We start from the raw sequence: 20,077 nt of genomic DNA on the forward strand, positions 1-20,077 counted from the left end.
ACATATGCGCAGAAAAAACTTACTATTTGTTTTATTCCTTCTAATCGTTGTTACAGTCCTAGCGGCTTGTGGAGATGATGCTCAAAAGGCAGAGGGCTCAACACCATCTAAAGAAAACGATGAAGTGATCAAGATTAAAGTCGGACACCAAGGGGCCCCAACGGATGCTGTGTCACTTGGGTTTGAAGGGTATGCGAAAAAGGTGGAAGAAGCGACAGAAGGACGAGTCCAGTTTGAAATTCATGGAAACGGTTCGCTCGGCGGCGAGAGGGACTTGGCAGAGCAAATTCAAATGGGGAACCTTGACATGAGCGTTCTGACAACAGGGATTGTCGGAAACTTTGCTAATGAGTTAAGAGTCTTTGATATGCCTTTCCTCTTTAGAGATTTGGATCATGCCTACACCGTTTTGGACAGTGAAATCGGACAAGAAATGTTAGACGGAATGGAAAGCTCCGGTTTTAAAGGGATCGCTTTTTGGGAAAACGGGGTTAGACAATTCGCGAACAACGTAAAACCGATCAAGTCTCCGGAAGACATGAAAGGGTTAAAAATGAGAACGATTGAAAATGAAGTTCTCATTGATTCCTATAAAAGTCTCGGCGCAGATGCAGTTCCGATGGCATATCCAGAACTATTTTCCTCGCTGCAACAAGGAGTAGTTGATGGACATGACCAAGGACTAACGATTCTATACACATCTGCACTTTACGAAGTTCAAAACTATGTTTCGGAGGCAGGGTTTACCTACGCTTCCATGACATTACTGATGAATAACAAGTTTTACGAGTCCCTACCAGAGGATATCCAAAAAATTATTGTAGAAATCGGAAAAGATTATGCATCTGAACAAAGAGCGTTAAATCAAGAATTGGATGCGGATGCAAAGAAGAACATGGAAGAGGCTGGAGTGATAATCACGGAGGCATCCGAAATCGACACAGAAGCGTTCCGTAAAGCGGTAGAACCGGTTTACGAGAAACACGGGAAAAAATTCGGAGACTATATTCAAAGAATTAGCGATATGTAAGCCAACAAGAAGAAAGGATTGTACCATTCAATTCTTTCTTCTCGTTGTTTTTTATCAACGTTCGAGTTGGTGACAACTCACTCAATGAGGGGAGACAAACAGAAGATGTGGGATAAGACAATCTCAACTCTTAATACAATCACGAAATATGTAACCGCTGCCTTATTGATCCTTATGACGGCTTTGATTTTCGTACAGATCATATCAAGGGTTCTCATAGGTAGTTCCTTCTCCTGGACAGAAGAGCTAGCCAGATACTTAATGATTTGGATCACTTTTTTAGGCGCGGGATTTGCTTTCCAATATAGCGCCCATATGGGAATCGATTATTTTGTAAATAAAATATCGAGTACCTATTCCAAACTAATTATGGTCATCATGGCGATTGCCAGTATGTTTTTCTTCTGCTTTTTATTTTTCCAAGGAATCAAGCTAATGGAGTTCGGCATGATGCAGAAATCTTCAGCTTTGAAAATTCCAATGGGGTATGTCTATTTAATCTTCCCTATTAGCAGTGCGCTAATCCTTTTAAATCTAATAGATGTGACCAAAAAGCAACTAAAAGTCAGTAACTCCTAATTATTATTCTGCTTTAAGTATCGTGTGGGAGGAATATTATGATTTTACTTTTATTTCTATTATTCTTGGTACTCATTTTCTTGAACATGCCGATCGCCTTCGCTCTAGGAATATCCTCTCTCGCTTTTATTTTCCTAAATGGAGATGGCGTATTGACGGTAGTTCCGCAACGAATGTTCGCTGCAATCGACTCATTCCCGTTAATGGCTGCGCCTTTTTTTATTTTGGCTGGGAAACTGATGGAGCATGGGGGCATATCCGAAAGGCTTATTAATTTTGCTCAAAGCATCGTCGGATCGCTGCGCGGGGGCATGGCGCATGTAGGAATTGTGACATGTTTATTCTTCGCCGCTTTAGTAGGATCCGGTTCGGTTACGACAGCCGCCGTTGGAGGAATCATGATCCCGACGATGGTGAAAGCTGGATATGATAGGGCATTTTCGACAGCGACAATCGCGGCAGCCGGGACAACAGGCATCATAATTCCGCCAAGTGTTCCATTGATCCTTTACGGAGTTTCGGCGGGAGTATCCGTAAGTAGTCTGTTCATAGCCGGAATCATTCCAGGGTTGCTGATCGGCGTTTCGTTGATGGTCGGCGCTTATACCATCTCTTTGATAAAAGGTTATGGAAAAGAGGCAACTCGATTTAACTTTAAAGATCTCTTTGTATCTTTTAAAAGCGCGATTCTAGCTTTGCTGATGCCTATTATTATATTAGGCGGAATATACGGTGGGTACTTTACACCTACGGAGGCTTCCGTGATCGCTGTCGTATACGGTTTCATCATCAGCTTCTTTGTCTACAAGCAGATCAATCGGAAAGTGATGATGGAAATCCTTGTTTCCACTGTCGTCACGTCGTCTGTCATCTTAATCATCATCGCCACAGCATCGTTATTTGGGATGATTTTAACACGGGAAAATGTTCCACAATCCATTGCATCTGTTTTAATTAATAGCGAGCTGTCCCCTTTCATATTAATTATCCTAATAAATGTGCTGTTACTCATCGTCGGGGCGTTTATGGAAAGCCTTGCTGCGATTATTATTCTGACACCATTATTAGTGCCTGTCGTGACAAGTTTTGGTATGGATCCTGTCCATTTCGGTATTATCATGATCGTGAATCTGTCAATCGGTTTAATTACGCCGCCAGTTGGCATTAACCTATTTGTCGGTTCCCAAGTTGGGAAAATTTCGTTTGATAAGGTATTGAAGGCTATATTGCCATATATGTTAATCATCATCATTGACCTATTATTAATCGCCTTCTTGCCGGGAATCAGTTTATTTTTGGTCGATTTTTTAAAGTAGGATTGAACTAACCATATACTTCAGAAATCATTTTTTAGTAGCCCATGATTTCGTGGTCATTCATAAGGAGTTGGTAACAGTGGAAGTTACAGCAGAAGGTATTTTTGAATCATTGCGAGAAGTGTTATCGGATGTTCAAGTGACAACCAACGAGACAGTCCGGGAATTGCGAAGTAAAGATGAGTCCTACCATGAGTCACATAAGCCCGATGTCGTTGTTTTTCCGACAAAGACGGAGGATGTCGTCAATATTATGGAAGTGGCTCGAAAGCATAAGGTGCCTGTCGTTCCGTTCGGTCTTGGTTCCGGCTTGGAAGGACAAGCGATTCCGTTGCATGGTGGAATTACGGTCGATTTTTCATTGATGAATAAAATTCTTGAAATCCGGGAAGATGACCTGCTTGTAACGGTGCAGCCTGGTGTAACTCGCTCCCAATTGAATCAGGAACTGAAGAAACATGGGCTGTTTTTCACCGTGGATCCCGGGGCAGATGCGACGCTCGGTGGCATGGCCGCGACGAACGCGAGCGGGACGACCTCTGTGAGATATGGAGTGATGCGTGACCAAGTCCGGGATCTTGAAGTGGTGTTGCCCGACGGGAACGTCATCCATACGGGCGGCTTGGCAGCAAAATCATCCTCCGGCTACCATTTGAACGGGCTGTTTGTCGGTTCGGAAGGCACTCTCGGTAGCATAACGGAATTGACGCTGCGAGTGTACGGAATTCCGGAGCATATCCTAGCGGCGAGGGCTTCATTCCCAACGATAAAAGATGCCATTGAATCGGTCGTCACCATTTTGCAAGCCGGGATTCCAATTGCCCGGGTGGAGCTATTGGACGAAGCTTCCATGAAACAAGTGAATCTTCATAGCGAAACTGATTACGAAGAAAAACCGACCCTTTTCTTGGAGTTTCATGGGAACGAGGCAGGATTACAACAGGATGTTGAATTTTTAACAGACATTGTGAAAGACCATCACTGTAGCAAAATAAATTTTGAAAAAGACAATGCGGCCCGCACTCAATTATGGGAAGCCCGTCATAACTTGGCATATGCGTATATGCATGGCTATCCGGGTAAGCGAATGATTCATACTGATGTTTGTGTCCCCATTTCCGAATTGGCGAATGCTGTCCTATACGCGCGTGAAAGATTGGACGCCGCTGGACTGCCCGCGGGATTAGTTGGTCATGTCGGCGATGGAAACTTCCACACACTCCTGATGGTCGATATGGATGATGCAGGACAGCTTGAGAAGGTAAATGACATTAACAAACAAATCGTCATGTATGCACTGGAACGTGGTGGGACTTGTACAGGCGAACACGGCGTCGGGATTGGAAAGCAAAAATACCAGACCATCGAACATGGCACCGCTTTGGCAGTGATGAACAACATAAAAAAGGTTTTAGATCCGGCAAATTTAATGAATCCGGGAAAAATCTTTTAATGAGCCTTATCGAGATACTTTGTTTATGAATGGCGGATATATGTCACAGAATGCTGCCTGCTGACCGGATTATCGTATGACAGGCTGCAGCGCTATTAATCGGTAGTCTAATGCGCGGGTAAAATTTGACGCAGGCAATCCGAAACAGTTTTAACGGCAGCCATTCAGGATACGGACGCGGAAGGAACACCTACCGTGGCGGGGGGGAATTTTGAGAAGTATTTGAGGTTGTTGTTGTGAAGAATACTTATAGCGATTAACTAGACCGGCATACGCCGGTCTAGTTGAATTTCACAGTAATTTCTTTCAGTGCCTATCTGTTAGTTTCAGCATGAATAATTTCAAAACAAAATTAAATTCTCTGGGATAACTAATCCATTTAATTGAGAATGGTTATCAATTAATGTATAATAGATTATAGAGACGATAGATCATCGAGTAAGGAGAATAGATAATGCAAATTTACTGGACTAAAATAAATAAGATTATTGAAGAAACGCCCGAGGTGAAAACGTACCTGCTCGACTGCCCGGAAGGCTTTACATGGGAAGAAGGTTCCCACACCCACTTCGCACTGGAAGGTTTTAATGCCGGAGATAAACCGAACCGCGGCCTGATTCGCCATATGTCAATCTCCACTTTACCGCATGAAAATTCAATCGGTATTACCACACGTATCAGAGAGCAGTGCTCTGAGTTTAAATCGATTTTAAGAAATCTTGAAGTCGGCAATGAGGTTGCAATATTTAAAACTCATTCGAATGTACCGCTGAAAAGAGAAGGCAAAAATGTTTACCTGCTGTCTTCCGGTGTCGGGCTGGCAACTTTCAGACCGCTTGTACTTGATTATTTCGAACGTGCTGACAACGTCAATAAAATTCATTCCTTGAACATCGATTCATCGAAAGACTTCTTATTCACCACTATATTTGAATCCGCACCCAATAAGAATTTCACCTCACAGTTCGTCGATAACCGGAAAGACTACTATGAAGAAGTGAAAAATCTCGCCGCAGACAAGGACGGACTTTTCTATGTTGTCGGCAGCGACGAGTTCCTCGTGCAGAACATCGAAGTACTACGTGAGCAAGGCATCCAGCCGGAACAGATTATGCTCGATAAGCGTGAACACCAACTGCCTGAGTTTTTATCAATCTAAGATAGAAGAGCGATTGTAAAATGATAAATAGCTTCTCGTACTAACGCACAGATTAATTTTGTGCGTTTTCTTTTTTCTGCTTCGTTGCTGTTCGGGCGAAAGCAGGTGGACACTGATTTTTGAATGTCCTTTCTACAGACGAAGGGGCTGTCCAGAAAGTGGATTTTCCGATTAAACACGCAAAAAGCAAGGGCTCTGGTCGCTTTCCGCGGGCCAGACGACGAGCCTCCTCCGACTTACAGCCGTGCGGCGTCTCGTCGGCCGGCTTTCCCGCAGGAGTCTCCCGGCGCCCTTGCTTTTTGCTAGTATCCAACTCTGTGCCTGGACTTTTCGGACAGCCCCTTCGTCTCTTTCATTTCAAATCAAAAACCAGGCCCTCCTGAATGCTAAAGGGCCTGGTGCCTGATTATACTCTCCGAACTGTGATGTCTTCCTCTGCTGCCTCCACGAGGACCTTTTCAACAGGATCCCCTTCCAATAGAAGGTCTGTCAATGGATCTTCGATTTTGTCCTGGATGACTCTGCGGAGCGGGCGGGCTCCGAACCGTTTGTCATAGCCGAGTCTGACTAGTGCCTGTTTCGCTTCCGGCGTGATGGTGATGTCAATCTGGTGTTCTTCAATCGCTTCTTGGACATCTTCCAACATCAAGTCTACGATTTCCAAAAGATTTTCTTCCGTTAATTCATTGAACGCCACAATCGCATCAAAACGGTTCAGAAATTCCGGCTTGAAGTAATCACCCAATGTTTCAAGCATCGTCACTGATTCATGTTCGGTTTTATTGAAACCGACGCTCAACGTCTTCACGCCTGTACCGGCATTGCTCGTCATAATGATGACGGTATCTTTGAAGCTGACCGTCCGGCCGTGTGAATCGGTCAGCCGCCCGTCTTCCATGATTTGCAAGAACATGTTCTGCACATCAGGATGCGCTTTTTCGATTTCATCGAGCAGGACAATCGAGTATGGATTGCGGCGGATCTGTTCCGTCAATTGACCCGCTTCCTCATGACCGACATAGCCCGGAGGCGAACCGATAATTTTCGAAACCGCGTGTTTTTCCATGTACTCACTCATGTCGAGACGGATGAGCGAATCGCGAGAGCCGAATAACTCTTCCGCCAACACTTTTGTAATTTCCGTTTTCCCGACACCCGTCGGACCAACGAAGAGGAAGGATCCGATCGGACGATTTTTCGATTTGAGACCGGCCCGGCTGCGGCGGATCGCTTTCGCAATTTTATCGACCGCTTCCGCTTGTCCAATGACTTTTTTGCCGAGGTTTTCCGCAAGTCCTTTCATTTTCGCTTGCTCCGCCGCCTGCAGCTTCGTTACAGGTATCCCTGTCTTCTCTTCTATGATCTGTTCGATATGGGCAACAGTCACTTCTGCTTGTTGAATTTCACCGTTTTGCACGGCAGCTTCCAGTTTTTCTCGGAGCTGCATTTCTTCTTCGCGCAATTGTGCAGCCTTTTCATAATTCTCCTGTTCTGCCGCCTGCTCTTTCCGCTGGATGATGTCTTGCAGGCGGGCCCGCATGGAATCGGAATCCTCCTCGGCTTGTACCAAATTCAAACGGGCCCCTGCTTCATCTAGCAAGTCAATCGCTTTATCCGGGAGGAATCGATCTTGGATATAACGCTGCGATAATGTAACGCAAGCACGCACCGCTTCATCCGGATACCGCACTTCATGGTAGCTTTCATAGCGATCTTTAATACCGTTCAAAATCTGGACAGCATCTTCCGCAGACGGCTCTTTCACGATAATCGGTTGGAAACGTCGTTCAAGTGCCGCGTCTTTTTCAATTTGGCGGTACTCTTTTAAAGTGGTCGCGCCGATCAGCTGCAAAGTACCGCGGGCCAGTGCCGGTTTCAAAATATTCCCGGCGTCCATCTTGGATCCTTCCGCAGTCCCTGCCCCTACAAGCAGGTGGATTTCGTCTACGAACAACAATACTTCTGACCGTGATTCCAATTCCTCGATCAGCTGTTTCATCCGTTCCTCAAACTGGCCGCGAATGCCCGTATTTGTCACAAGTGACGCTACGTCAAGGACATACACTTCTTTGTTCCGCAGCTTCGCAGGCACATCGCCTTCTTGGATCTTCACCGCCAGCCCTTCCGCAATCGCTGTTTTACCGACGCCCGGCTCCCCGATCAGGACAGGATTGTTTTTATTTCTTCTATTCAATGTTTCAATGACACGTTTGATTTCCCCATCCCGTCCGATGACCGGGTCAATTCTCCCTTCTCTCGCTTCGTCGGACAAGTTTTTGCCAAGCTGGTCCAACAGACCGGGAGCACGGCCTTCTGCTTGTCTTACTTGGGTCCGGGCTTGTTTCCCCCCGTTCTCCTGGAAGAATTGGTTCACTTCATTGCTGAAGGAAGGCATATGTCCTGCCGCAAATTGACCTTGCATCTCTTGGTAGCATGCCTGGCATATGTGCATTTGCATCGCCTGCCGGTTCAGTTGAAGTCTAAAATTCACCGTTGCTTCGTTTTTGCCGCAATGTTGACATTTCATAATGGGCTCCTCCCTCTATAAATGTTGATGTATCAACGGTTTGACCCGTTATCAGGGCGTCAAAAATATTTTTTTGACACACCGTTAAACCATATTTATTTGATATTTGAATCTTCAAACAGACAAGGGCACGCTACGCGGTCATCGCTGGATAATACTGGTCGCGATGATAGCTCTGTATACGATGCACTATGGATCTCCGCATAACTTATGATGACGTACCCTCCCATGTCTCTTGGCGTCCAAAGCGCCTACATTCCTTCGTTCGGTCTAGTCATAAGGCGGAGGCTGGCGAAGCTCCTTTGGGGACTCATTGGTCGTATGGAAAATATAATGCCGGCTTCTCCGTGTCATCCAATTTTCTAGTCATTCACTCAGAATGTAATGCTTAGGCAGCTCTTTCGAGCTTGGGAATGTCCCTCATCATCTGCTCGGCGTCAAATGCCATATGCTTCGTACAGATTGCGTGCAGCACCTTCAGTAGTTTCCCACAGAGAACTACAATGGACTGCTTCTTGCGTAATGGGTTTACCTGTCTTGTTGTGTAATACTCATGCAGTTGTCGAAATGCCTTGTTATGGCGGATCATCGGCATCATGACACGGAAGAGCAGTGCACGTAGTTGGCGTCTTCCCCTTTTCGAAATGCGTTTCTGTCCTTTGTGCTGTCCGGAAGAATTCTCCCTAAGTGTCAATCCCGCGAGTTTAAGTAGTTGGCGTGGATGATCATAATGGGCGAAACTACCGATTTCAGATAGTAAATCAATGATGGTTGCGTCTCCAAGGCCTGGAACCGTTTGAAGATACTCATACTCAACCGTCGCCTGAATAAGCTCTGTCAACTGTTCCTGAAGTGATTCAAGTTCCTTCTCAAGTTGGCGATAGCGCTGGACGAGTGTGGCGATTTCAATACGGGCCATCGTTTGTCCTTCTGTAACGCCAATGGAAATATACGCCGAATCAATAAGTTTCTTTGCCTTCGGTATCTGGGGGGATTTCATTCCCTCTACATTCCGGTAGATTTCAACCAGTTCAATCGGCTCTTTGCCCGCTACATCGTTAGGAAATGGTGTACATTCCAACGCAGCGAGTGCCATCTTGCCGAAACTCGGAAACACTTGTTGAAACTCCGGAAAATAGCGATCGGTCCAGCGAATTATCTTGTTTTTAACAGCGTTTAATTCCTCAGTGAGATTGCCTTTGAGCGTCGCACCTACACGCAGTTCAGCCTCTGTTTCCCTCAAGATCCGTGGATAGCTGTATCGACCGTCTTTCACTAAACGGGCGATGACAAGGGCATCTTTGGCGTCGTTCTTCGTCTGAAGATTGTCGTCAAGTTCCTTGGATTTCTTTACATGCATTGGATTGCATATGACGAGGGGGATGCCCCGATCGTCGAGAAAGTAGGCCAGGTTGAGCCAATAGTGGCCGGTTGGCTCGATGCCGATAATGACATCGGTTTTGCCGAATTGTTTCTTGGCATTGAGAATACATTCATAGAAGTATTCGAACCCTTGCCTCGATTGATGTACGGGGAACGACTTCTTGAGGAGCAGGCCACGTTCATCAACCATGCAGGCGTAATGTGTGCGCTTGGCGATGTCCATTCCTATAACCAGCGTTTTATCCGTGACTTGATTAATTTTAGCGTTTTGCGTAAAATTCATGATGAGTCCTCCTTGGTATCTAAATTAGGGGTCAATTCGTGCAGATTTGACACCCCGCATCATACCAAGAGGGCTTTTTGTGTTCAAGTCCCCGAAAAAGCTTCTAACAGGAATGCTCCTTTTATTTATATAAGGTTTATTTCAAACAGCATATTTTAGAATAAAAGGTCATTGATGTTGACTAACTTTGACCTTGATACCATTTTACCCTGACCTTGTTTGACTTTCAAGAGATATGCTTGTGATATTAGACAAATTTTGAAGGGAGGTAGAGTCGGCTAGACTATCCTCCCTACAGAACAACAAGGAAAAAGCGCCTCCCATCGATTACCGATTAGCAGGCGCTTCATATAGAAGTAATTTTCTGAATTTCACTTACTCCGCGTTTTTCTTTTGAATCGTTTCGTTATATTTCTGGTTTCCCTCTTTGGTAATGTCATTGTAGAGTTTATTGCCGTTTCTCGTACTTTCATTGTAGAGATCGTTGCCCGTCTTTGTGACATAATTATATTTTGCATGCTGATCGGCAATCAAATTACGTGACAGGTTGCGGGCGGGATGACCGCTGTCCTCATACTTCGTTCGAAGATACTCTTCTGCAGCCTGCAGCCGTTCCTTTTCCCTTAGCGACTTTTCCTGCATCTCAACCTTTGTATCCCAGGCAAGATCTTGGAGGACGACTTTCTGATCCCATGCTTCGTCTTGGCCTTTCTCTTTCCAGTCCCACCATTGCTGCTGAATCACTTCGTATTGCTCCCGCATATATTTTTTCAGTTCTTTCTCGGAATTAACGTAGATGAATTCCCCGTTCCCTGCATCGGCCACTTTTTTCAGCAAGGTCTGCCCTTCATTATCGACATCATAGCCGATAATATTGACGACCGTCTGAATATTGCCCGAAACGAGTTCTCCTGCCGCTTTCACCGGGTCGCCGCCGCAGGTTTCGATGCCGTCGCTTACTACGTAGACAACCGCTTCATCCGTATCTTCCGGAATATCTTCTTTCACGGTTTCCAATACAAGTCCGATCGGCGTCCAGCCCGCAGGTTTCACGTTGTGTAGTGCCTCCCGGAACGCCGTCTCTTCAAACTTCCCATTATAGAAATTTTCCGTGCTGCTGCAGGAAAGCTCCTTGTCCGCTTGGTTGCCGGAGCCTTTATGGCCATACACCCGCATCGACACGGTCGCATCCTCCGGTATCTGTTTGGCGAAATCCAAGACCGCATCCTTCGCCGAATCCATACGTGATTTGCCGTCCGCCATCGCTTTCATGCTTCCGCTCGCATCGATCAAAATGGCGTAATGCGCCGTTTTCAGCTTCGGCGCGTTCATTTGTTCATCGGGCCTTTCATGATCTACCGCCACCGTTGGATCGAATGTTAGAAAAGTCTTCATCCCCTCATAATAATCTTCTCCAAGAAGATGCAGCATTTCATTCAAATACTGCTCCTCCGTCAGATCATCCGGCCACTCGTCAATCGCTTCCTTGACTTTTTCTTCATCGTAGTTATTTCCGCCGTAAATACCCGGTTTCCGGAGAAGCTTTTTTTCCACGTCCGTCAATTCACGATCAACGCCAGCAAACTCGTAATACTCAGGCTTCGCTAGTTCAAATTCGTTCGATTCTTGTTCAGCCGCCGTTTTTGTCTCTGTCTGCGCCTGATTTTCCGCCTGAACTTGCGTTTCTTCTTTAGCCGTACAGCCTGCCAACAGGATAAGCGTACAAATCAGGCCATATAAAAGCTTTTTCATCCTTCTTTCTCCTTTGTCATTGTATTAATTGAATTATAGCGAATTTAGCAGTCGACAAAAGACCGGATTTGTAAAATCATCCGAATGACGCAGCCAGTGTCTGTGCATTCAGGGTAGTTTCAATTGGTTTGAATCGGCTAAAATTTCCGGAATAATTCATCAATTGTAAGATTAATGATATATTTAGTGGAGAAGCAAAACAAATAGCACAGAAAGAAGGTATGGCAAAATGGATGTAAAGTTTCCAATCGGGCCATTGCAAGTTCCCGAAAACGTAAGCGTAGCCGATATTCAAAAATGGTGGAAGGAAATCAAGACATACGCGGATCGACTAAGACAAACGGTTGGCTCATTAAGCGATGAGGAATTAGAGAAAACATACCGCGAAGGCAGCTATACTGTACGTCAGCTTGTTCATCACATAGCGGATTCCCAGCTGAATATGTACCAACGCCTGAAACTGGCTTTGACAGAAGACACTCCGACAGTCCCGGCTTTCAATCAGGACAAGTGGGCCGTCCAGCCGGATACCGAGCTTCCCGTAGAAAGCTCCATTAAGATGTTGGCAGGCATAAATGAACGTCTCGCAGCACTGTTCGGCAATATAACGGAAGAGCAGCTAAATCGGTCATTCATTCATCAAGTAAACGGTGAGATTACCGTGGCAACAAAATTGGCGAAATTAGCATGGCATGAAGAGCATCACTTAGCCCATATCAAACTTGCATTGGCAGACGGAAAGTCTTGACCGCTTTAACCTTATAGCAAACATTCGTTGTTTACGATTGCAAAACACCAGGCATCCTTAAAAGGCAGATGCCTGGCTTTTATTTCATCCACTGCGCAAGTCCATGCTGCCTATGGGAGCCTGAAAATTTGTAGAACGTGCTACCAAGACTGGTAGAAGCATCTTTCAAAACCATTGCCTCTCATTCCTCTCTTATCTACTCTTTATACCTCAATAGTTTTACGATATATCTTCATTGTTAAATATAGCTACTATTTCAGTATAGTATGTTGTACAATCATAAGGGCTCTTAAAGGAGGGTACAAAGTAGCTCAAATTCATTCGAATAAAAATACCTATTATATTCGGTCTTAAAATGAAAGGTGAATTTCATGAAAAAAAATAGAATCACATTGAAATTAGGATGGTTTTTGCCGACTTTCATGGTAACTATAATTATTGTACCATTACTTTTATTAGGTTTAATATCTTACAAAGATGCTGTTCTGCCAACAACATTCTTAGGTTTGTACGAGACGACAATCGAAAAAAGCATCCTATCTTTTTATTGAGTAAACCCTATTTCATTTATATAAAGTTGAAAATCCTGATGGTCTTCTTGTTGATGTTTCAATTTTAATTTTCCTTCATATAATGACTCCCCTGTTGGCAAATCACTTATAATTAGGGCTTGTCCACTACTTGTAGCATAAACAATATATATTTTTCCATTCATCACCTTACTATAAGATGTCTGCTCTTCACCCGTACTATCTGGTAAATCAAAGGTCAACTTTTCGTCCCATTTCCCAGTTTCGATATCATACCGGTTGACCTCTAAACCATTCGCTGCTTGTGACGGAACATAAATTGTAGAGTTAATGATTGTCGATGCGCCGTCTATAGTTGCCAGTATGTCGTCAGGTCCCACTAACTTTTCGGATCGATTCTTTTCTATATTGTACACCAGGTATTCAGACGCGACTGTAGTTGGTTGACCATCGCTTTGTACCAATTCCTCTTCAAAAGCCTCGATTCGAATCAAAAGATAGTTAAATCGTTGGAAAGGTTCAACATTATTGATTACTTGCATGTCAGACCATCCATTCTTTACTGTGGGAGTAGAAGCAATGATGTTATCACTTACCAGTTTCCCCTCTTCCACATCAATTGTATAGACATGGAATTGGTATTCCCCCTTGCTATCTTTTCGATACCCCTGGGTGATCACCTTTAATTCACCACCTACGACTTGGACAGCTTCCACCTGCATCCAAACGTAATCCTCTCTTTCCGGGACATCTATCCGAAGTGCTGTACTTTCTTTTGTTTCTTTATTCAATACTTCAATATCGAAAGACAAATCCTTCGCAGGATGCACATAGGTTTTCGAAGTAACATTAGCATATGCCAATAAATTCTCATCTTCAAAAAAATTAGTAGACACCAGATCCTTGCTCCGCATAAAATTCTTTTGCTGCTTCACTAACTTGTCAAACATCGGCGGTACATGTATTCTATCCAATTTTTGTAGAAAGGATTGATGATTTGGATCTTTGTTTTCTCCATTAGTGATGTGTATCGGCTGGGACATGTGGTTCCAATAAACGCCGTCTATCATTATGTTTTTCACTTCATCCTCATTGCCGCTCACTTTTTCAAATTCAATTTCTACAAGCTTATTTGCGGCGAAACTGGAGTGAGTGTAAAAAGTTCCAATCACAAGCAGCGTAACCAAACAAATCGAAATGATTTTCCAATAGCGCTTCATCTGTATGACCTCCCGTCAAACCCTTACTTTGTTCTTCATCAGAAAATGGCCTATCCAAATTGCACAAGCTAGGACAAGAAGACCTGCCGTTAACTCCATGAAAAACAGTTCCTTAGGATAAAAATAACTTTTCAACATGAACTCATTCACCAGTATCGGTGCAAAAAAGACGAAAAGGGAAACACCACAATACAGAAGACCATACACAATCCCCTTTAGGCGATAAGAACGTTCAAACAAAATGGCTGTAAACACAATACATACAGCTGCAATACCACTGCCGTAATAAAGAATAAATTCAATAAAAGTATTTGGAAACAAGACATTCAAATTGTTGATATTCGTAATCTCACTAACAGAAAGATCCGTACGAAACTCACTTGGAACCATCCACTGCAACACCTGAATTTCAATTGGCAATAATACTAGTTGTAAGGCAACGAGGCCTAAAACATAAAGTAAAATCGTTGTCGCTTTTGCTAAATAGATATGAATGCGCGCTGTCGGCAACATGAACAAACGATAACTGAATGTGTTTTTCCCAAGCCAATCACGATACCAAATAAAGAAAACATAAATCACTAATATAACGCCGGAGACTACAATGGGTCCCATAAACCACGCTGTCTGAGTAATATTAAAAAAAGACATTGGCCCATAGCTTTCGATAAACTCACTCTTTGGCATGAATTCCTTGTAAATCATCTCATTCGCTCGATTTACATACAATTGCGCTTCCACAATAACCCCAGTAACTTGCGTAAGAATCGTAAGTCCAATTAACACGAGATAGAGCTTTAAAAAACGGATAAACTCGAAATTGATTAACTTCAAATAACGATTCATGCTTGATACACCTCTCTCATGACGTCAATTACCGATTTCCCTTCTATTTCTCTTACTTCTTCTGTGTCAAATTCTTTTAAAACGACACCGTTATCCAGCAGAACCGCTTTATCAATCAAATGTTCAATATCATTAATTTCATGTGTTGTGATAATGACTCCGCGGCCTTCAATCAAGTGACTCGTAAATACGTCGGCAATTTGCTCACGACTGAATATGTCAATCCCTGAGAAAGGTTCGTCCATTAGGACATAATCGACATCCATCGCTAACCCGAGAATCAGGTTTACTTTGGCGATATTTCCTTTTGACAGTTCAGAAATCCGATCTGTTTCATTCAGTTTAAAAAAGTGAAGAAGCTCACTGGCACGGGCCTTGTTCCAGCTGTCGTAAAAGTCGGCCATGAATACAAAGGCTTCTCGTATTTGCATATGCGGCAGCATCGTGATGGCATCCGGTATGAAGGTGATTTTTTCATAGCTCTTACTATGAATTTTTTCACCGTCGATGAGAATTGTACCGCTATTGATGGGCGTTAACGCCATAATCGCTTTCATAATGGTTGTTTTTCCGACACCATTAATGCCAATTAAACAAGTGATCTTCCCTTTTTCTGCGGTAAAAGACACGCCTTTCAACACGTTCTTCTTGCCAAACTTCTTGGTTACATCTTTTATTTCAATCATGAAGATCCCCCTATTTAATTAATTTCCCTTTTCGTACGTATCCTTCACTAAACTCACAGCCTCTTGTATAGGTACATTAATGGTTCGAACCGATTGAACAAATGTCTCAACCGCCTCCAAAATCAGTTCCTCTCTTACCGTTTTTAGCACCTGCTCATCTTTCGTAATGCGGCTAGGTAAATTCCCCTCGGTGAAAATCAACCCTTGTTCCTCCATTTCTTTATACGCTCGCTGCGCCGTATTGGGATTAATCTTAAGCCGATTCGCCAGTTCCCTTCTCGACGGAATCTCCTGACCCGGCTCAAAGTCACCTTTTGCAATCTGTTCTTTAAAATGCTGAATCACTTGGACATAAACAGGATCACGATTATTAAACTTTACCGCCATGGACCCAACTCCTAAAACATTTTGTAATTTCTACTTCTTTGTATTAAGCGGTTAATACAGTAACAGCAAAAAAATCCGAGTATAACATCTGCAACGGACGTACTAAGCACGTAATACAGTTGGGATAAAAAAATACGTTTACACAATATTTCGTATCACACCCTTAATACAATTCCTATATAAACGTAGGCTACAACTTATAGTTCAAGCCTTGTACTTATAAGAGCCGACAAATGTATTAAGCGTATAATACATGCAACAGTTTGTATTATACGCTTAATACGCCTCCGATGTCAAACAAAACAGTCAAAGGCACTCGTTGTATTCAGAACTGTTTTAGTACCAAGCTGCCTCGCAATGGGAACGTCCTGAAGACAAGTTAAGGGACCAGGTCCATTTTGAAAGGCAGACTTTCAGGGGACCCGGTCCCAATTTGTATTTACTTTTCATACCTCTTCAATTTCTACTGGGGGCAATTGTCCGGCAAACAAGCACCGTTTTTACAGCCGTTTATCCGGATTGGCGGGTGTGCCTTCCCAACATTCCGCCCCTTGCAATCCGGGTACGGTATCCGCTTTGAATACCGGGTTTAGCCCTTGGCGGCGTTGAGCCGTGAAGTCCTGTAGCACTCTGAAAGCGACCCGGCCCAACAACATGATGACAATCAAGTTGATGACCGCCATGAAGCCCATGAACAAGTCCGCCATATCCCAGACGACCCCCACTTTGGCCATCGCTCCGAAAAATACCATTCCCAAGACGAGAATCCGATAAAGCACCATCCAATTTTTATTCGCTTTGATGAATTCTATGTTTGTCTCGCCATAATAATAGTTCCCGACGATGGAACTGAAAGCGAAGAACATGATGGCGATGGCAACGAAATAAGGAGCCCATGAACCGACATGGACAGCCATTGATGCCTGAGTCAGCAGAATACCATTCTGCTCTCCCGATTCATACAACCCGCCAAGCAGGATGACAAATGCCGTTGCCGAACAGATAATGATCGTGTCGAAGAATACGCCCAAACTTTGGACAAGCCCCTGTTTGGCCGGATGAGACACATTAGCCGTCGCCGCGGCGTTCGGCACACTTCCCATACCCGCTTCGTTGGAGAACAGGCCGCGTCGGATCCCTTGCATCATCGCCGCCCCGACGCCGCCGCCGACAAACTCTTTCAGTCCGAAGGCATGTTCAAAGATCAAGAGGAACATCGCCGGAACTTGAGTAATATTAATGGCCACGATGAATAGCGCCAAAATGATGTAGAACGTCGCCATGATCGGGACAATTGCCTGCGTAACTTTTACAATACGTTTGACCCCGCCGAATACGATGAATGCGGTCAAGACGACGAGAAAGATTCCAACAACCCAATTCGGCACACCGAAGACGTCCACGAATGATTGACTGATCGTATTGGATTGCACCGCATTGAATATGAAGCCGAAACTCATTGTCAAAAGAACTGCAAAGACGATTCCCAGTTTGCGCTGACCAAGTGCCTTTTGTATGTAATACGCAGGCCCGCCACGGAACGTATCTCCATCCCGCACTTTGTACACTTGAGCGAGCGTACTCTCTACGAATGCAGTCGCCATCCCGATGATAGCGATGATCCACATCCAGAAAACGGCACCGGGCCCGCCGATTCCGATGGCCAGCGCCACCCCTGCGACGTTCCCTGTTCCGACCCGCGAAGCGGCACTGATCGTGAAGGCCTGGAAAGGTGAAACACCGTCATTGCTCTCCTTTTTCTCGACAATGAGGCGGAACATCTCCCCGAACAGCCGGATTTGCACAAAGTTCGTACGGATGGTGAAATAGACACCCAACACCAACAGCAAAGCGATTAAAATATACGTCCAAATAAAATTATTCAACGGTCCGACTAACCATTCCAACACATCTGAGAACATCCGGACACCTCCTTACTGTGCTTATACCCTGCAAGGAAGCGGATTACACAGTTTATTTTCATCTTATAAAACTAAGGCAGCAATCAACCCGAAAAGAAACAGAGGAATACTATAATGAAGGAATGTTGGCACACAAGTATCCCAAATATGGTTATGCTTGCCGTCTGCATTCAATCCAGCTGTCGGTCCGAGAGTACTATCGGAAGCAGGTGAACCTGCATCTCCGAGTGCTCCTGCTGTACCGATCAATGCAGCTGTTGCCATTGGAGAATAACCGACTGCTGCGCAAATTGGCACGAACAGCGCAGCAATGATTGGAATCGTGCCGAAGGATGAACCGATTCCCATTGTAATCAATAATCCGACGAGCAGCATTACGATGGAGACCATCACTTTATTATCGCCTATGATGTCTGCTGCGGACGTTACAAGCGCATTCACGGCACCTGTCTCTTTCAGTACGGTAGCATATCCGGAAGCGATCAGCATAACGAAGGCAATCATACCCATCATGCCAATCCCGTCATTTACAATCTGGTCCCCATCACGGAATGGGATGACATTCGTTACGAACATCACGAAGATCCCCGCGAGGGCCCCCAATATGAGCGTGTCCGTAATCAGCTGAACAGCCAGCGCTGTGAGTATCGAGACAATCCTGAAACCGTGACGATACGTAAATTGCAGGCCCTGCTCTTGAACAGCTTCCACTCGCTCTTCACTGATCAACGCTGCCTTCTCATCTCCGTAGTTACGTTTTTTACGATATGTAATAAAAATCGCTACCAATAAACCAACAATCATTCCCGAGCCTGGAATAAGCATTGCCATATTTGCAGTGGCAAGCGAAATATCCATGCCGCCCGCTTTCATTTCTTCGATAATAATCCCTTTAAAAATCAATCCGAAGCCCGCAGGAATCATAATATACGGAGCCTTCAAGCCGAATGTCAATGCAGCAGCTAACGCCCGACGGTCTATCTGCATTTTATCGAATAAATGAAGCATCGGCGGAATTAAAATCGGAATGAATGCGATATGTATAGGTACGACGTTTTGTGATAAGCAGGATACCCCTGCAATTGCCAGCAATAAGATCGCCCGTTTACCTTTTAATACTTAAATTAAGCTCTTCACCAAGAAACCAGCGATACCCGACATGCCGATCATGACCGCAAACATCCCGAGTAAAATATAGCTTAACGCCGTATTCGCCTGTCCGCCCATACCTGAAACGAGGATCGTTGTCGTTTCGGCTAATGACAAGCCTTCCAGTAAGCCGGCAAGACCAGCCGCCGCCAAGATGGCAAAAATGACATTGACACGGAGCAAACTGAGCACCGCCATGACAATGACTGAAATAACTACTGAATTCAATAACATAACTGTCCTCCCGTAGACCTCTGTTCCAATGCCAGTCTTCCTTCCCGGAGGCCAGCATCCACTGAGCATTCCCACTGATAACGCAAAGCAAGACAGAAGATCGATGTTTATCATACCATCTTCCGCCCTTACTTTGTCACCTGTCGCTTAGTTTAATGAGAAGTTCTTCAATCATTCTTTTGGCAAAAAGTTTTCTGCAAATTGTTTATAGTCCATCTCATATAGCCACTTTGCGGCCTTTTCAATGTCTTTGGAGAAAATCCGGTCTTTAATGATGCTCGGAATCAATGCTCGGGCTTCCTTATAAAATGCTTTTGTGAAGTCTGCAAGCTGATCAGCACCGCGATATTCTGCTGCCTGCAAAGCACAAATCAATTCAATAGCCAGCACTCGGCGAGCATTTTGTATAATTTGATGGGCATGGCGCGAACCGATCGTCCCCATGCTTACATGGTCTTCTTGGTTTGCAGAGGATGGGATGGAATCCACACTTGCCGGATGCGCCAATGTTTTATTTTCTGAAACGAGTGAAGCTGCTGCATATTGCATAATCATTGCCCCCGATTGCAAGCCAGGTTCAGGACTCAGGAACGGTGGCAAATCATTCAACTGAGGGTTGACGAGACGTTCGATCCGGCGCTCCGAAATACTTGCAAACTCGGCGACTGCAATTTTCAGGAAGTCCATGGCAAGTGCAATCGGCTGACCATGGAAGTTACCACCTGAGATGACTTGCTCACCATCATCAAAAATAAGCGGATTGTCTGTAGCGGCGTTCATTTCAATTTCCAATTTTTTCTTTTACGTAATCAAGCGCTTGCCACGAAGCTCCATGAACTTGCGGTATGCATCTTAAAGAGTACGCATCCTTTG

General features: G+C 44.5%; 14 protein-coding genes and 2 pseudogenes. 6 read left to right on the plus strand and 10 right to left on the minus strand.

The window, feature by feature from the left end; genetic code table 11:
• Positions 1–4 precede the first annotated feature (4 nt).
• The 5 genes from dctP (at position 5) to OXB_RS03545 (ending at position 5,537) form a co-directional block, all read left to right on the plus strand.
• Entirely contained in the window at positions 5–1,030 is a 1,026-nt protein-coding gene (gene dctP / locus OXB_RS03525) for a TRAP transporter substrate-binding protein DctP (protein WP_041071919.1), read from the plus strand.
• A 105-nt stretch (positions 1,031–1,135) separates the two neighbouring features.
• Entirely contained in the window at positions 1,136–1,609 is a 474-nt protein-coding gene (locus tag OXB_RS03530; RefSeq protein ID WP_041071920.1) for a TRAP transporter small permease, read from the plus strand.
• Between the two features lie 38 nt (positions 1,610–1,647).
• Positions 1,648–2,925 (plus strand): TRAP transporter large permease, encoded by a 1,278-nt coding sequence (locus tag OXB_RS03535; RefSeq protein WP_041071921.1) that lies wholly within the window; start codon positions 1,648–1,650, stop codon positions 2,923–2,925.
• 79 nt (positions 2,926–3,004) lie between these two features.
• Positions 3,005–4,378 carry an FAD-binding oxidoreductase gene (locus OXB_RS03540; RefSeq protein WP_041071923.1) on the plus strand — a complete coding sequence of 458 codons (1,374 nt, stop codon included), beginning with the start codon at positions 3,005–3,007 and terminating at the stop codon, positions 4,376–4,378.
• 454 nt (positions 4,379–4,832) lie between these two features.
• On the plus strand, positions 4,833–5,537 hold the full coding sequence (locus tag OXB_RS03545; RefSeq protein ID WP_041071924.1) for a bifunctional nitric oxide dioxygenase/dihydropteridine reductase 2: 705 nt from the start codon (positions 4,833–4,835) through the stop codon (positions 5,535–5,537).
• A gap of 406 nt (positions 5,538–5,943) precedes the next feature.
• Here OXB_RS03545 and OXB_RS03550 read toward each other — a convergent pair whose 3' ends face one another.
• The 3 genes from OXB_RS03550 to OXB_RS03560 all read right to left on the minus strand — a co-directional run bounded on the left by OXB_RS03550 (position 5,944) and on the right by OXB_RS03560 (position 11,482).
• Positions 5,944–8,064, minus strand: coding sequence for an ATP-dependent Clp protease ATP-binding subunit (locus tag OXB_RS03550; RefSeq protein WP_041071925.1), 2,121 nt, complete (start codon positions 8,062–8,064; stop codon positions 5,944–5,946).
• A gap of 388 nt (positions 8,065–8,452) precedes the next feature.
• On the minus strand, positions 8,453–9,730 hold the full coding sequence (locus tag OXB_RS03555; RefSeq protein WP_041071926.1) for an IS110 family transposase: 1,278 nt from the start codon (positions 9,728–9,730) through the stop codon (positions 8,453–8,455).
• A 375-nt stretch (positions 9,731–10,105) separates the two neighbouring features.
• Positions 10,106–11,482 carry a VWA domain-containing protein gene (locus OXB_RS03560; protein ID WP_041071928.1) on the minus strand — a complete coding sequence of 459 codons (1,377 nt, stop codon included), beginning with the start codon at positions 11,480–11,482 and terminating at the stop codon, positions 10,106–10,108.
• Positions 11,483–11,711: 229 nt separating this feature from the next.
• Here OXB_RS03560 and OXB_RS03565 point away from each other — a divergent pair, with 229 nt between their 5' ends.
• A complete protein-coding gene (locus tag OXB_RS03565) occupies positions 11,712–12,230 on the plus strand; it encodes a YfiT family bacillithiol transferase (RefSeq protein ID WP_041071930.1) in 519 nt (172 codons plus the stop codon).
• A gap of 544 nt (positions 12,231–12,774) precedes the next feature.
• Here the strand turns inward: OXB_RS03565 and OXB_RS03570 are convergent.
• The 7 genes and pseudogenes from OXB_RS03570 to OXB_RS03600 all read right to left on the minus strand — a co-directional run.
• Positions 12,775–13,980 carry a hypothetical protein gene (locus tag OXB_RS03570; protein WP_041071931.1) on the minus strand — a complete coding sequence of 402 codons (1,206 nt, stop codon included), beginning with the start codon at positions 13,978–13,980 and terminating at the stop codon, positions 12,775–12,777.
• A 15-nt stretch (positions 13,981–13,995) separates the two neighbouring features.
• Entirely contained in the window at positions 13,996–14,826 is an 831-nt protein-coding gene (locus OXB_RS03575) for a hypothetical protein (RefSeq protein ID WP_041071933.1), read from the minus strand.
• Entirely contained in the window at positions 14,823–15,512 is a 690-nt protein-coding gene (locus OXB_RS03580; protein WP_041071935.1) for an ABC transporter ATP-binding protein, read from the minus strand. The genes OXB_RS03575 and OXB_RS03580 overlap by 4 nt, the downstream gene beginning before the upstream one ends.
• Before the next feature lie 18 nt (positions 15,513–15,530).
• Complete coding sequence (locus tag OXB_RS03585; protein ID WP_041071936.1) at positions 15,531–15,899, minus strand: GntR family transcriptional regulator; 369 nt, start codon at positions 15,897–15,899, stop codon at positions 15,531–15,533.
• A 500-nt stretch (positions 15,900–16,399) separates the two neighbouring features.
• Complete coding sequence (locus OXB_RS03590; RefSeq protein WP_144399643.1) at positions 16,400–17,821, minus strand: alanine/glycine:cation symporter family protein; 1,422 nt, start codon at positions 17,819–17,821, stop codon at positions 16,400–16,402.
• A 63-nt stretch (positions 17,822–17,884) separates the two neighbouring features.
• Positions 17,885–19,204 (minus strand): annotated as a pseudogene (locus OXB_RS03595) (Na+/H+ antiporter family protein).
• A gap of 171 nt (positions 19,205–19,375) precedes the next feature.
• Positions 19,376–20,075, minus strand: a pseudogene (locus OXB_RS03600) (aromatic amino acid lyase); the annotation flags it as partial.
• Between the last annotated feature and the right edge of the window lie 2 nt (positions 20,076–20,077).

This window comes from Bacillus sp. OxB-1 (assembly GCF_000829195.1).
Taxonomy (GTDB): domain Bacteria; phylum Bacillota; class Bacilli; order Bacillales_A; family Planococcaceae; genus Sporosarcina.